18 protein-coding genes, 1 tRNA gene and 1 riboswitch are annotated in these 13,716 nt (G+C 39.3%); of the genes, 13 read left to right on the forward strand and 6 right to left on the reverse strand.

Annotated elements, in window-relative coordinates:
• Positions 1–50 precede the first annotated feature (50 nt).
• The 4 genes from LXM54_RS00890 to LXM54_RS00905 all read left to right on the forward strand — a co-directional run bounded on the left by LXM54_RS00890 (position 51) and on the right by LXM54_RS00905 (position 3,518).
• Positions 51–1,238: a M14 family metallopeptidase gene (locus LXM54_RS00890; RefSeq protein ID WP_233313162.1), complete on the forward strand. Its 1,188-nt coding sequence runs from the start codon at positions 51–53 to the stop codon at positions 1,236–1,238.
• Positions 1,239–1,346: 108 nt separating this feature from the next.
• On the forward strand, positions 1,347–2,459 hold the full coding sequence (locus LXM54_RS00895) for a TolB family protein (RefSeq protein ID WP_233313163.1): 1,113 nt from the start codon (positions 1,347–1,349) through the stop codon (positions 2,457–2,459).
• An 80-nt stretch (positions 2,460–2,539) separates the two neighbouring features.
• Positions 2,540–2,854, forward strand: a complete 315-nt coding sequence (locus LXM54_RS00900) for an MTH1187 family thiamine-binding protein (protein WP_233313165.1) — start codon at positions 2,540–2,542, stop codon at positions 2,852–2,854.
• Between the two features lie 28 nt (positions 2,855–2,882).
• Entirely contained in the window at positions 2,883–3,518 is a 636-nt protein-coding gene (locus LXM54_RS00905; protein ID WP_233314706.1) for an MBL fold metallo-hydrolase, read from the forward strand.
• A gap of 34 nt (positions 3,519–3,552) precedes the next feature.
• On the opposite strand, the gene LXM54_RS00910 is transcribed toward LXM54_RS00905, so the two are convergent.
• From LXM54_RS00910 to LXM54_RS27825, 4 genes are all read right to left on the reverse strand, one after another.
• Complete coding sequence (locus LXM54_RS00910) at positions 3,553–4,272, reverse strand: helix-turn-helix transcriptional regulator (protein WP_233313166.1); 720 nt, start codon at positions 4,270–4,272, stop codon at positions 3,553–3,555.
• Between the two features lie 226 nt (positions 4,273–4,498).
• A tRNA-Gln gene (locus tag LXM54_RS00915) sits at positions 4,499–4,570 on the reverse strand.
• 58 nt (positions 4,571–4,628) lie between these two features.
• Positions 4,629–4,724 (reverse strand): YjcZ family sporulation protein, encoded by a 96-nt coding sequence (locus LXM54_RS00920; RefSeq protein ID WP_233313168.1) that lies wholly within the window; start codon positions 4,722–4,724, stop codon positions 4,629–4,631.
• A 137-nt stretch (positions 4,725–4,861) separates the two neighbouring features.
• Entirely contained in the window at positions 4,862–4,996 is a 135-nt protein-coding gene (locus tag LXM54_RS27825) for a hypothetical protein (RefSeq protein ID WP_267913252.1), read from the reverse strand.
• 153 nt (positions 4,997–5,149) lie between these two features.
• Here LXM54_RS27825 and comGA point away from each other — a divergent pair, with 153 nt between their 5' ends.
• The 8 genes from comGA to LXM54_RS00960 are packed head-to-tail and all read left to right on the forward strand — an operon-like array spanning position 5,150 to position 9,348.
• A complete protein-coding gene (gene comGA / locus LXM54_RS00925) occupies positions 5,150–6,211 on the forward strand; it encodes a competence type IV pilus ATPase ComGA (protein WP_233313169.1) in 1,062 nt (353 codons plus the stop codon).
• Entirely contained in the window at positions 6,186–7,238 is a 1,053-nt protein-coding gene (gene comGB / locus LXM54_RS00930) for a competence type IV pilus assembly protein ComGB (RefSeq protein WP_233313171.1), read from the forward strand. Before comGA ends, comGB begins: the two co-directional genes overlap by 26 nt.
• An 11-nt stretch (positions 7,239–7,249) precedes the next feature.
• Positions 7,250–7,552, forward strand: coding sequence for a competence type IV pilus major pilin ComGC (comGC, locus tag LXM54_RS00935; protein WP_233313173.1), 303 nt, complete (start codon positions 7,250–7,252; stop codon positions 7,550–7,552).
• Positions 7,549–7,992 (forward strand): competence type IV pilus minor pilin ComGD, encoded by a 444-nt coding sequence (gene comGD, locus LXM54_RS00940; protein ID WP_233313175.1) that lies wholly within the window; start codon positions 7,549–7,551, stop codon positions 7,990–7,992. Before comGC ends, comGD begins: the two co-directional genes overlap by 4 nt.
• A complete protein-coding gene (locus LXM54_RS00945) occupies positions 7,976–8,296 on the forward strand; it encodes a hypothetical protein (protein WP_233313176.1) in 321 nt (106 codons plus the stop codon). Before comGD ends, LXM54_RS00945 begins: the two co-directional genes overlap by 17 nt.
• Positions 8,250–8,732 carry a competence type IV pilus minor pilin ComGF gene (gene comGF, locus LXM54_RS00950; RefSeq protein WP_233314707.1) on the forward strand — a complete coding sequence of 161 codons (483 nt, stop codon included), beginning with the start codon at positions 8,250–8,252 and terminating at the stop codon, positions 8,730–8,732. Before LXM54_RS00945 ends, comGF begins: the two co-directional genes overlap by 47 nt.
• Positions 8,729–9,109 carry a competence type IV pilus minor pilin ComGG gene (comGG, locus tag LXM54_RS00955; protein WP_233313178.1) on the forward strand — a complete coding sequence of 127 codons (381 nt, stop codon included), beginning with the start codon at positions 8,729–8,731 and terminating at the stop codon, positions 9,107–9,109. The genes comGF and comGG overlap by 4 nt, the downstream gene beginning before the upstream one ends.
• 59 nt (positions 9,110–9,168) lie before the next feature.
• Complete coding sequence (locus LXM54_RS00960) at positions 9,169–9,348, forward strand: YqzE family protein (protein ID WP_233313179.1); 180 nt, start codon at positions 9,169–9,171, stop codon at positions 9,346–9,348.
• Positions 9,349–9,395: 47 nt separating this feature from the next.
• Here the strand turns inward: LXM54_RS00960 and LXM54_RS00965 are convergent, their stop codons facing one another.
• Complete coding sequence (locus LXM54_RS00965; RefSeq protein ID WP_233313180.1) at positions 9,396–10,193, reverse strand: YqhG family protein; 798 nt, start codon at positions 10,191–10,193, stop codon at positions 9,396–9,398.
• Positions 10,162–11,871: a DEAD/DEAH box helicase gene (locus LXM54_RS00970; protein ID WP_233313181.1), complete on the reverse strand. Its 1,710-nt coding sequence runs from the start codon at positions 11,869–11,871 to the stop codon at positions 10,162–10,164. The genes LXM54_RS00965 and LXM54_RS00970 overlap by 32 nt, the downstream gene beginning before the upstream one ends.
• A 371-nt stretch (positions 11,872–12,242) precedes the next feature.
• A riboswitch (glycine riboswitch) is annotated at positions 12,243–12,333 on the forward strand.
• Positions 12,334–12,608: 275 nt separating this feature from the next.
• On the opposite strand from LXM54_RS00970, the gene gcvT reads away from it, so the two are divergent.
• A complete protein-coding gene (gene gcvT, locus LXM54_RS00975; protein ID WP_233313182.1) occupies positions 12,609–13,706 on the forward strand; it encodes a glycine cleavage system aminomethyltransferase GcvT in 1,098 nt (365 codons plus the stop codon).
• The last annotated feature ends 10 nt before the right edge of the window (positions 13,707–13,716 follow it).

Raw genomic sequence — 13,716 nt, forward strand, 5'->3', positions numbered from 1 at the left:
GTTTTCTCCTTTTCATCATAAATATAGAGTGATGAAAGGAGTGTATATTTATGGAGGTTATAGCAAGAAACGGTGACACTCTATCGTACTACAGCAGATTGTTTATGATCCCGCTCCAGCTTCTTGCTGACAGCAATCAGCAAAGTGCTAAGGATGCTCTTAAAAAAGGCGATTGCATTCATATTCCAGGCTTTCAATCAGAAACACTTCAACTGAAGACGGGCGATGCTTTATGGAAAATAGCCGGAAGCAGAAATATCTCTGTCGACTGTCTTCTTTTACTGAATCAAAACACGAATATAAATGAGCTCCGAACAGGCGATGAAATTATTGCTCCGAAACGAATTATGGAAAGATTAGTGAATGCACGCAAAAAATATGATTCTCAGTCATTGCAAAATGATCTGGAAATTCTAAAAGAAAATTATCCTTTTATTCAAATTAATACATTGGGAAAAAGTGTTCTTGGCAATGAAATTCAAGAAATTCGAATCGGCCGCGGCAGCAAAAAAGTACATATGAACGGAAGCTTTCATGCTAATGAATGGATTACAAGTGCAATCCTGATGTCGTATGTAAATGATTTTCTGCTGGCCATTACAAATGGCGGAAAGATAAACAATATTGACACATTGCCTATTTATAGAAATGTAGACCTATCTCTTGTGCCAATGGTAAATCCTGATGGCGTGGATTTAGTGCTGAATGGACCTCCAGAGCATATGCGGTCGAAAGTGATTGCTATTAATGAAGGCAGCACAGATTTTACAGGCTGGAAGGCGAATATAAATGGTGTTGATTTAAATAATCAATTTCCTGCATTTTGGGAGATTGAGAAAGAGAGGAAGGAGCCAAAAACCCCTGCTCCTCGTGATTATCCTGGAGATGCACCACTTACAGAGCCAGAAGCAGTAATAATGGCACAGCTTGCAAACCAGGAGAAATTCAACAGAATGATAGCATTCCATACTCAAGGCAAGGAATTTTATTGGGGGTATGAAAATTTTGAACCATCTGAATCAGCACTAATTGCAAACGAGTTTTCCCGATTAAGCGGATATAAAGCGGTTCAAAATGTTGACAGCCATGCTGGCTATAAAGATTGGTTTATTCAGGAATTTAGACAGCCAGGTTTTACTCTCGAGTTGGGGAAAGGAATAAATCCTCTGCCATTATCACAGTTTGATGATATTTACAAAGATGTTTTAGGAATATTTGTGGCATCGTTATATTTGTAAAAAATAATGTTCAAGAAAATTAATGGTTTAGCCGATTTAATTCGGCTTTTTTATGTTAATATTCAATATAGTAAACACCAAAAAACATAATAAAAGGGTGTGAAAAGGATGACAGACCTTTCAAAGAGAAATGCGCATGGGTTTTTTCTTCTCTTGCTCATTTTCACACTTGTTTTATTTGGATGCTCCCATAAACAGAAGGAAACAACGAGTAAAGAGGAAGAGAAAGATAATCAAAAAAAAGAGAAAATCCAAGCATTGGCATTGCCGATGGAAGTGGATAATGGGGAATTTGTGGAAGTGTCTGGATGGCTTGATACCCATACAATATGCTATATCACAAGCAAGGGTAACAGCTATTATGTTTATACATTTGATATTTATTCAGGACAGCATAAACTTTTATATACGAGTGATTCTGCTATAACAGCAGTGAAAATAAGCCCTGACTTATCCAAATTGCTCGTATTTACAAATGAAGAGGACTTTCAAGGCAACATAGTGTTAATGAATAAAGAGGGAAAACAGCTATTTTCTAAACAGCTGCAAAGCTATGATGCTGAGTTTGTCTGGAATCCATATGACGAAGATCAAGTGCTTGTTTCCTCTTTTACAAAGGAATGGGCCAGCACCTCCTATCTCTTATCTATAAAGAATGAGAAGCTCCAGGAAGTCGAGCTTGACAATCCGTTTATCGTTTGGGCAGATAAGGAAACAGTCGCCTATTTAGGCTGGAAGGAAGAGACTTCTTTGTCGTCTCCTGTAACAACTAAAAATATAAAAACTGGTGAACAAACAGTAATTAGCGAAAATAACGCCTACTCTATAGGCAGTAATGGCCAAGAGATTTTTACAATTTCCGATGACTCGCAAGATATGCAGATGGCTCAATATACATTCTATGACAAGCTTAATGCCAAAGCTGCTATTTCTCTGCCCCGCTTGTCCAACTACTCGGATTGGCTTATCCCATATAATGATGCAGCAGACGATCAGCTGTTTACATTTTATCCAGAGAGTTCCGGTGATGCGACAAATTATACAGAAGGTTACTCATTTGTCTCCATAGACACGGGAAGTGGAGAAAAGCCTAAAGTGATAAAGGAAGGATTGGAGAACGAACCAATCAGTATATCACCTGACGGCAAGTGGGCATTGTATGGTTTTTATCTGGAGAAACTGATTAATCTTGAGACAGGGGAAGTTATTCCCCTGTCTTAACTAAATGAAGCAGATGCTTGAGATTCCCAATAAATTATGACATCATAAAAGAATATGGAAAGCTTTAAGGAGGACTTACAGTGGCAATAGTAGATGTAACAGTTATCCCAATTGGGACGGAGACACCAAGTGTCAGTGCCTATGTGGCAGATATCCAGAAAGTATTAAAGACATACGAAGAAAAAGGGGCAATCAGATTTCAGCTGACGCCGATGAATACGATAATTGAAGGAGAATTACCTGTTTTGTTTGAGGTAATCCAAGCAATGCATGAGGTGCCTTTCTCTAAAGGGCTAGTTCGTGTTGCTACAAATATACGGATAGATGACAGACGGGATGTAAAAAGGAAGATGGAAGAGAAAGTCGACAGAGTGCTTAGCCATCTTAAAGACTAATCATTAAAAGAAAAGTGGTGACATGATGATTCAATATAAACAGATGCCATTGGGGCCAATTCAGACAAATTGTTATTTAATCTGGAATGATAAAAAGGAATGCTTGATAGTAGACCCAGGCGAGAATGGGGGCAAAATTACGAGCACAATCAGGGAAATGGGGCTTCAGCCAATTGCGATTTTGCTGACACATGCTCATTTCGATCATATCGGTGCTGTGGAAACAGTTCGCAATGAATATAACATCCCTGTCTTTATACATAGCAAAGAAGATAAGTGGCTGAGTGATCCAAAGCTAAACGGTAGTTCTGCATTCAGACTGCCAACACCTGTGGTCGCACAGCCTGCAGATCATTTTCTTGACGAAAATCCAGCGATGACTATTGGCGGTTTTACTTTTGCCGTACTGGAGACACCGGGCCATTCCCCTGGCAGTGTTACTTTTTATTTCCCGGAAAGCGGAGTAGCATTTTCAGGAGATGCTTTATTTTATGAAAGCATTGGCAGAACAGATTTGGCAGGAGGTAATCATCGCACCTTGCTTGCAAGCATTCACGATAAACTTCTTACACTGCCAGAGGAAACCGTTATTTTGTCTGGGCATGGCAGAAGTACAACCATTGCCCACGAAATGGATCATAATCCTTATATTAATGGATTTTAATAAATAAGCGGAAAGGGTATCTTTCAGCTTATTTTTACTTAGTTATGTGAGCTGGTTCACATACATACGCCTTATAGGCGCATTGTTGGCAGCCTGTAATCATATTTCGCCGCTCTGACAGCAATACATCAGGGAAAACAGCTTCAAACATGCCAATAAAAAACTGCTGGTGCATCATACACACCTTATCCTTATGCTCGTTTGCCGCTTCCTTAAAGGGACAGTTGAAGATTTCAAAATATATGCTTTGTTCGTCGTCATCCCATTCCAATTCTGGTTTTAACCCGGATATGAGGGCAGCTTGCTTTAAAAGGTGCAGCTTATCTTGCTTAGAAAGAGCTCCTGAATTTAGGGGACTGCGGGCAATTTCCTGCTCCATCATCTCTTTACCAAAGGCGAATCCAGTTTCATACAATGCTTTGCTTCCATCTGCTCCGAGCTTTTCTAAAGATTTTAAAAGGATGCTGCTCAGCAGCTGATAGTTGCGGAAAGGAAAACTCAATTGAATAACTTCAGATGAGAGACGGTATAATTTACTTGGCCGGCCGCCTCTGCCGGTTTTTTTCGTCTCAGAATGAAGCATACGAACATCTTCAAGTTTGGAAAGATGAAGTCTTGCGACATTTGGGTGGATGGAGAATTGATCAGCAATCTCCTGAACAGTTACATCGCGGTGGCGGTTTGTTATATATTGATAAATATAAAACCGAGTTGGGTCGGATAATACATTAGTGATTTTTAGTGTCTGTTCCATAAGTTCTTACCTCCGTTTTTTCAGTATTTTTGTTCATTATAATATAGCAATCCACCATAACCACGGTAAGAACTATTTGTTTAGAAAATGTTCACATCTTTTCGACAGGAAAATTCACAAAATATACATTTTTACAGCATAATCACGATTTTCATATTGTTAACTTAGCTAAAACATGATGAATACAGAAAAAAAGCGTGAAAAGGGGATGCTTTTCACGCTAAAACTGGGCTAGCTGGATTCGAACCAACGAGTGACGGAGTCAAAGTCCGTTGCCTTACCGCTTGGCTATAGCCCAAAAATATAATCTTATAATATTATTATGGATACTATAACTCAAAATATACACTTTTTAATTAATAAACATATGCAGAACCGATAATGATCAAAAGGATAAACAACACAACAAGCAATGCAAAACCGCCGCCAAATTCAAAACCTGCTTCTCCCATTTGTGAGCACCTCCAACTTTAAACATAATGTATCGTATGCCCTTACAGGATAATTGTTTTTTAAATAGGCTTATCTCCCTTCAAAATGGACAGCAGCCCAAGCAAGACTGCTGTTCAACTTTCAAAGGTCTGCCTTATTATTTATCCTCTTTTTTAATTTTTACATGATCAGGCCGCTTTGGATTTGTTGCTTTTCCTGCATCCGGCCCAGTAAGTGTATTCCGCTTATCAAGAACTCTTCCTGAAAATTCAACTGGATCTCTTCTTTCCACAAGTACCACCCCCTTTTCTTAGAATGGTCAGCTAGCAGAAAGGTAATGCATATATTGCTTGAAAAAAAGCTAGAAGAATTGACGAATAATAGAGGGAATAAAAAAAGTCTGTCGAAATATAGAATGAACCAAAAAGAAAGGATGTGCAGACTTTTGATTTCTATTGAAGCTTTAGCGAACCGTATTATTCGGGAAGCTGTAGAAGCGAATGCCACAGATATTCACATTGTTCCGAAAGGAAAAGAATCGCATTTGCAATTTCGTATTTCCCACTCTTTATACCCCAGAATGACACTCCCTGTGAATCAATGCGACAGACTTATTTCCCATTTTAAGTTTACCGCCTCTATGGATATTGGCGAAAGGCGGCGCCCGCAAAACGGTGCTATCCGTACAAGTGCAAACGGGGAAAACATCAGCCTCCGACTGTCCACCTTGCCTGCAAGTCCCCACGAAAGCCTCGTCATCCGTCTGCTGCCAGACAAGAATAGTATACCGCTCACCCGTATATCTCTTTTCCCAAACACCACTAAAAAGCTTCTGTCACTGCTTAAACATGCCCATGGGCTTGTTATTTTCACAGGGCCGACTGGGTCAGGCAAAACAACAACCCTTTATTCTCTTCTCAGCAGCAGCTCCTATCTGTACAAACGAAAAATCATTAGTCTCGAGGACCCAGTTGAAAAGCCGCAGGATAACGTGCTTCAAGTGCAGGTTAATGAAAAAGCAGGCATTACGTATTCAGCGGGGCTAAAGGCAATATTGCGCCATGATCCAGATGTAATTATGGTTGGCGAAATAAGGGATGCAGAAACAGCTCGAATTGCTGTCAGAGCCTCGTTAACAGGGCATCTAGTGCTTGCGACGATGCACACAAGAGATGCGAAAGGGGCAATCTATCGACTCATGGAATTCGGCATCAGCAAGTGTGAGGTGCAGCAAACTTTAATTGCTGTTACAGCGCAAAGGCTTGTCGAGCTTGTTTGTCCTTTTTGCGGTCCTGTTTGTCTGCCCTTTTGCTTTCAGCTTCAAAACCGCATAAACAGAGCCAGTGTTTTTGAAATAATGACAGGGAGGACCATTCAGTCCATTCTCGCTGAAACCTTTGCTGAAAAGCTTAATCCTCGTCCTGATTTAAGAGAGGCTATTAATAAAGGAGTTGCCCTGGGGTTTGTAAAGGAGACAGAGTATGGTCGCTGGATTTATGAAGATTAATAAAGACAGCTGGAGCTTACAGGAGCAATCGATGTTTTTGAAAGTTATCGGAGAGCTGCTGACACAAGGATATTCCCTTTCCGAAGGGGTTCGCTCAAGTGTTTACTATTTGCCTGCCAACAAAAAAGAGGATATTATGTCTGTGCTCGGATCTTTAAAAGGGGGAAACTCCTTTTGCGATAACCTGGCAAGACTTAAATTTAATCAGCAGACGATCAGTTATGTATATTTTGCAGAAAAGCATGGCGGCTTTGCAGGTGCGTTTATGGATGCGAGCACTATTATGGAAAACCGGCTGCGAACAATTCAGCAATTGCAGAAAATCCTCTATTATCCTCTTTTCCTCATTGTTTTTACCCTAGTTTTATTCTATTTTGTCCACCAAGTGCTGCTTCCCCAATTTTCTTCTCTCTTTTTAACAATGAAACTGGAAACAAATCTGTTTATGGTATTCATTATCGGTGCAGGAAAAGCAATGCCTATTCTGATGTTGTCAGCTGTTTGTTTTGCATTGACTTTAGTGTTTTATTATTTCAAGTTCTTTCGGAAGAAAGATGCACTCGAAAAACTGCGCCTGTTTACAGCCATTCCAATTGCGGGCAAATGTTTTTCCCTTTATTACACCCATGTGTTTTCTCTGCAGCTTAGTCACCTGTTAGCGGGCGGTTTTTCTATTTACGAAGCATTAACATTTTTTCAAAATAATAATCAGCATGCCTATTTTTCTTTGGCTGGAAAGAAGGTCATCGAACAACTGAAGAAAGGGGAAAGAATGGAGCATGCATTTGTTGTGCTAACCTTTATGGAGAAGGAGTTTTGCCGAATATTACAGCATGGACAAGAGAACGGCAAGCTTGACCGGGAGCTTCTCTTTCTCAGCCGTTTCTGTATGGAAAACCTTCAAGACAGGGTTGCTGGACTTTTAAAGAAAATTCAGCCAATCATTTATGGTTTTATTGGAATCCTAGTTATTTCCATCTATCTTGCTGTGCTGCTGCCAATGTTCGAATTATTAAATGGATTATGAAAGGAGAAAAGATGAAAAACGAAAGCGGATTTACGCTAATAGAAATGATGATAGTCCTTTTAATCATCTCGATATTATTGATTATCACACTGCCTAATATTACGAAGCATAACTCAAAAATCAATTCGACTGGCTGTGAGGCCTTTGTGAAAATGGTTGAAGCAGAGGTGCAGGCCTATTATATGGATAAAAACAGTTATCCGCAAAGCATGAATGCCTTGGTGGATGAGGGTTATTTAAAGGAAGGGCAGACGACTTGTCCGAATGGAAAAGAGCTGTCCATTGAGAATGGTGAAGTAGAAGTGCAGAGATGAAAATAAATTCTCAAAGCGGTTTTACTTTGCTGGAAATGCTTGCTGTTCTATCTATAGTACTTGTCCTCCTCGCAGTTACTCCTATTTTATTAAAGCCTCAATCTGAATTGCTTCAGGAAAGAACCTTCTTTACTCAATTGCAAACAGACCTGTTCTACGCACAAAACTATGCGTTAGCTCACCAGAAAACTGTTTACGTCCAAATTAACCCGGCCGATAAAAGATACTATATTCGCGGAGATTTGAAGACAGGGAGAATTGTAGACAGGATTTATCATGACAGCATTAAGATAAACGAGGATGCTGTTCCCATTTATTTTACGATAACACCAAGCGGCAATGTTTCTAAATTTGCGTCCTATCGGATTAGTATTGGCAGCAAGAAATACCTTTTTACCATTCAAATTGGGAGAGGGAGGTTTTATGTTAAAAAACAATAGGGGATTTCTCCTTCCTGAGTTTTTTCTGGCTATTGGTACATGGCTAATAATTGCCTGCTTTTTTATACCTGCATACATTCATTTGCTTCAGCAAATGAAAGCAATCGAACAGGATTTAACAGCACACCAGCTATTATATGAATGCTTGTTGAAATGGAGGGCTGAGGAGTCTGTCCGCCCCTTAACGCAGACAATCGAGAAGGAAAATATCGTTTATAAGATCAGCTGGAAAGACGGAAAGGAGGCGTGTATTGAATATGTGGATGTATTTAAGAAAACACAGGCAATCTGTGAAGATAGTTAAAGGGGAGAACGGATTTCTGCTAACAGAAATGCTTGTTGCCTTGTCTTTGTTTTTAGTATTTTGTGCTTTTTTTCCCCTCGCTATCAAATTAACAACAGATGGAGCAATCATTTCCAGCAGTCTTCGCAGTCTTGAATGGGATGTGTTTTTGCATCAGTTAAAAAAAGAGGTGCGATTAGCTGAATCTGTCCGCGTAACAGAGCAAAAGCTCCATCTAACTGTTGAGGAAGAGAATATCCACTATGAGTTATATGGAAATAAAATCAGAAGAAGAGTTAATGGAACAGGTCATGAAGTATGCCTGCAGGAAGTAAAGGCAGTTAAATTTGAAGCAATCCAAAATGGTGTCATGATAGCTGTGACAGACAGCCTTCAGATTAAACGGGAGGCTGCTGTCTACTCTTTTCTACGGCTTGCAGAGGAAAGCCCATTATGATTAAGACAGAAAATGGCTTTATATATCCTGTTACCTTATCTGTTTATCTGCTAGTGATCTGTTTTTTTCTAGTCATAACAGGTATCTATATCAATGAGAAAAGAATTTACAACGACTCGAAGCTGCTTCTTATTCAAGAATATTATTTTATGAGTACAGTAAAGCAATTGGAGGAAGAGCTAAGGGCAGATCGACATATGTTAACGGGAGAGTTTCATTATCGAACAGGAGAGGTTGCTTATACAGTTGAGCAAGTATCGGACGATGTATTAAAGGTGGAATACCGTTTGTTTGCAGACAAAATGGAACCAATGAAAGCCTACAGCTATTTTGACAGGGGAGAAAACCGCATGACAAAGTGGGTAGAGGTTAAATAAAAAGGTATAGAGTAAAGATAGGTTGGTTAAACTAATCGGTAAAAAGATTAAGGTGAGTTATGAAAACAAATGATTATGTAAAATATTTAACGCAGACATTTGTACAGTACATGGACCAACCGAAAGAGGAACGTCAAAAAATAAAGGCGGCAAAGCGTGGGGAAAAAGAGCCGTTTATGCTGAGATGGTTTGGAATACTTCCGTATGTGTTCGTTTATTTTTTCAGGAAAAAATATTAATAGGCAAAAGGATGAATCCTAAGATGTTTGGGATTCATCCTTTTTATTTATACGGCATCAGAAGCTAAATAAAACAGTCCGCCATTTATGATAGAAACATTGATTTTTGGTTCATATTGTTCTTTTAATGCCAGCCGTTCAATCTCCAAGCTTTCCATCCGGTCTTCTTCTGCGTCTTCATAAAAATGCTCCAGCAGCTTTAAGTCCTTCGACCATCTTCCTTTCGCTTCTTCCGCCCATTGATGATCCTCTTGGAGGATAGTTTGTTTAATTGTGTTCTCAATCCTTATCATCCCGCTTTTAGGCATTATTAACGGTGAAAGTGTGAAGGCATAGTCTGGTATTTTGGCAGAAAGATTAAGCTTATTCACCGTTTGATGAAAGTTATCGACTAGCTGACCGTTAATAAGCTGCAGTCCAATAGAGCGAAACACATCCCTTTTGCGGTCGCATTGGTAAGAAATTTTCACGTTCATAGACAGCCAAGGACGCAGTGGTGTGTGCATATTTTTTTGTCCTGGAATATTCTCATATAAACGAATATATCCAGATAGTCTTTTGGCGCAGGAAAACAATTGATGCAATCTTGGAGATCCAAAATGAATCAGCTCTCCTTTTAAATCCTGTGGTGCTCTATTTGGATCTGTTATTAATGTAAGTCTGGCGGGGTTAGGGACACCGCCAGTTTTTTCTACATAGTGCCAATAAAAGGGGCGGTTCATCAGCTCTTTATCTAAATCAATTGTCAATTGTACAATCATATAGCCCTCATTTTCTTCTATCAGCTCACAATCATTTGCCTGAAAAAACTGTTTAAGAAATTGATGAATTTCTTGCTGCTTCATAGTTGTCACCATCCTTTAGATTTTGCGCAAATTCTATCATACTTGTGAGGTTATCCATCTTAATGCGCATCTCTCCCTCTGAATTTGAATTGGTGAATATATCATCCATATATTCTTCCATATTGCCAAAGTCCAGTTTTGTGAGAATATCGTCCAAATCGCCGATAACTTTTTCAAAAAGATGAATTTTTTCATACAATAATTTAAGAATATGGTCTTCAACAGTATCTCTTATAGCAAAGTTGTAAATCATCACATCCTTTTTCTGACCGAGTCTATGAATCCGGCCAATCCGCTGTTCAAGTCTCATTGGATTCCAAGGAAGATCAAAATTGATGATATGGTTGCAAAATTGCAAGTTAATGCCTTCTCCGCCTGCTTCAGTGGCAATCAACACTTGAGCATGGTTTTGGAACAAGTCACGCATCCAGTCCTTTTTCCCTCTTTTAAATCCGCCTCTAAAAGGAACGGAAGTGATGCCATGCTGCTTTAAGTACCATTGAAGATATAACTGAGTTGCTCTGTATTCTGTAAAGATAATCACCTTATCATCGACATTTTTTATGAGCTCGAGCGCTTTTTCTGCCTTGGAGTTTTTCGTGATTGCCATGATTTTGCTGCCGAGCAGCTGGATTTTATCTTGAAACTCCTGAGTGGGATTTTCGGTTTTTTTCATCATGTTCTGCAATGTATAATACACAGCTTCTCTGCTGCTGCAGGCTTCTCTCTGTAATGTTATCATCGAGAATGGACTTCTTGTGCCCGCTTTCTCATCGTCAGCCTCATAGCCTTTGAGAGATTCGATAGTGTTATAAAGTTCTCTTTCTTCCTCTGTAAAATCAATCGTAACGGCTTCAACAACCCGTTTTGTCCACTCAATTCCCGTATCGCTCCTGCGATTTCGAATCATTACCTTATTAACAAGTTCTTTTAAATGCTCATCATCATTAACAGAGCGTGAATCCTTTTTATATTTTTCGTAAAAGGCGGTTTCACTGCCTAAATGTCCAGGCTTCAATAAGGAAACAAGATTGAAAATTTCACTCACCCTGTTTTGAATAGGGGTTGCTGTCAGTAATAAACAGAATTTCTTTTTAAGATTTTGGACAAATTCATAGTTTTTTGTTTTATTGTTTTTTAATTTATGAGCCTCATCAATGATGACAAGGTCATAGTCCAAATTGTTGATGATACTTCTATGTGGTTCTCTTTTAGCTGTATCAATAGAAGAAACGACAATATCACACTGTTCCCAAACATAGCTTTTCCTTTGCGACACAGCCGGAATGAAAAATTTGCTGTTTAACTCCATTGACCATTGTGTGACAAGGGAGGCAGGAACAAGTATCAGCACTTTTTTTACTAACCCTCGAATCATATATTCCTTTAGAATAAGCCCAGCCTCAATGGTTTTTCCTAACCCGACCTCATCAGCCAGGATTGCTTTCCCGTTCATATCCTCGATTACTTTTTTGGCAACCTCCAACTGATGGGGCAACGGTGTCAAATCAGACAAATGCTTTGGTGCCTGCAAGCCTTCAAATTCAGGAATGATTGTATGCTGTTCTACTTCCAAAGCTAATTGGAACAGCTCCCAATTAGACCATGGACCATCATCATTCATTTTTTTCAGCAATTCTTCCTTCCAGGTTTGGTCGAAGTTGATGTTAATTGTCATATGCTGCCATCCTTTCTGTTATTTACTGGTACGTATGAACGATATAGAACATCTTGAATTATCAAAAAATATTCAAAAATCATAAAAAAGTTATTGCCTTGATATGATTGTAAATGTTAGGATAGTGGTGTAAAAAGTTTTCTGTTTTGTCGTATTTTTGGATATTTTGTCGGTAAAACATGAACGAATTTAGCGTTATTGTATAAAAATAATCGTCTTTACTAAAAAGAACGATTTTTAAGAATTTTTCATAGTTATCTATTAGTATGGCCATATTGAGGCAATCTATCCATTTGAACAGGAGAGCATTGCTAAAAAAACCAATATAACCTTAGAAGTTTTATTATTTAAATTTTATATATACATAGCGGATGATAAATAGGGGAGAGACTACATTATGTAGCGCCGAAGGAGCAAGCAAATCCTTGTGAATCTCTCAGGCAAAAGAACTCTATTTTGACGCAGCTCTGGAGAGTGCTGAGATTTCAGAAATATTGGAATCAGCTAAAAAGTAAATCTACTTTTTGACAGCCACCAAAGGGGACACCCGATTCATTTCGGTAAACTTTCAGGTGCAAGGACAGAGACCTTTCTTTATCCAAAGGATATTAGGGGAGGTTCTGTCCTTTTTTGCGTGCTTTTACAGTCCCCCCTAAGATAGGATAAACGTAAAATCCGGTTAAGCAGTGGATCTTATCATGCAATAGGAAGATAAATAGTGGAATGGGGATGAGAGGATGAATGAATTAAAACAGACCCCTTTGTATGAACTGTACAAGGAGTATGGAGGCAAAACGATTGATTTCGGCGGATGGGATTTGCCTGTTCAGTTTTCCAGTATTAAAGAAGAGCATGAAGCAGTTCGCACAAAAGCTGGATTATTCGATGTTTCTCATATGGGAGAGATTGAGGTAAAAGGTAAAAACAGCTTAGATTATCTGCAAAAAATGCTGACAAACGATGTCTCTAAAATCCAAATCGGCAAAGCGCAATATTCAGCGATGTGCTATGAAAACGGCGGAACAGTCGATGATCTTCTCACATACAAGCTTGGCGAAAACCACTATTTGCTCGTGGTTAATGCATCCAATATCGATAAGGACTTCGCATGGCTTGCAAGCCATGTAGAGGGAGAAGTAGAGCTGTCAAATCTATCAAGCGATTATGCTCAATTGGCTCTGCAAGGCCCGTTGGCAGAAGAGACGCTTAAGAAAATCAGCAGCGCTAATATAGCTGAACTCGGTTATTTTCAATTTCAGCATACAACTGTCAGCGGCAAGGAGGTACTGTTGTCAAGAACAGGCTATACAGGCGAGGATGGTTTTGAACTATACTGCAACAAAGAGGATGCTGCCCATCTGTGGAGAGAGATTTTAGATGCTGGGAAGGATTCCGGTGTTATTCCATGCGGTCTAGGTTCAAGAGATACGCTTCGCTTTGAAGCGACTTTAGCTTTATACGGCCAGGAGCTTAGCAAGGATATTTCTCCATTGGAAGCAGGGATTGGATTTGCCGTAAAGCTGAATAAAGAAGCTGACTTTATCGGCAAAGCTGCCTTGAAAGAACAGAAAGAATCTGGATTGCAAAGAAAGCTTGTTGGGATTGAAATGATAGATAGAGGGATTCCACGACATGGCTACAAAGTCTATGAAAACGGTGCTGCTATCGGTGAAGTAACAACAGGAACACAATCACCGACATTAAAGAAAAACATCGGTCTTGCGCTGATTTCCAGCAATTATGCAGAAGTCGGTAAGGAAGTGGAAGTGGAAATAAGAGGGAAGCTTGTAAAAGCACAAGTGACAGCTACTCCATTTTATAAAAGGAACAAGTGACAATGACAGG

It is taken from the genome of Bacillus sp. Au-Bac7 (genome assembly GCF_021341655.1).
Classification (GTDB): Bacteria; Bacillota; Bacilli; order Bacillales; family Cytobacillaceae; genus Niallia.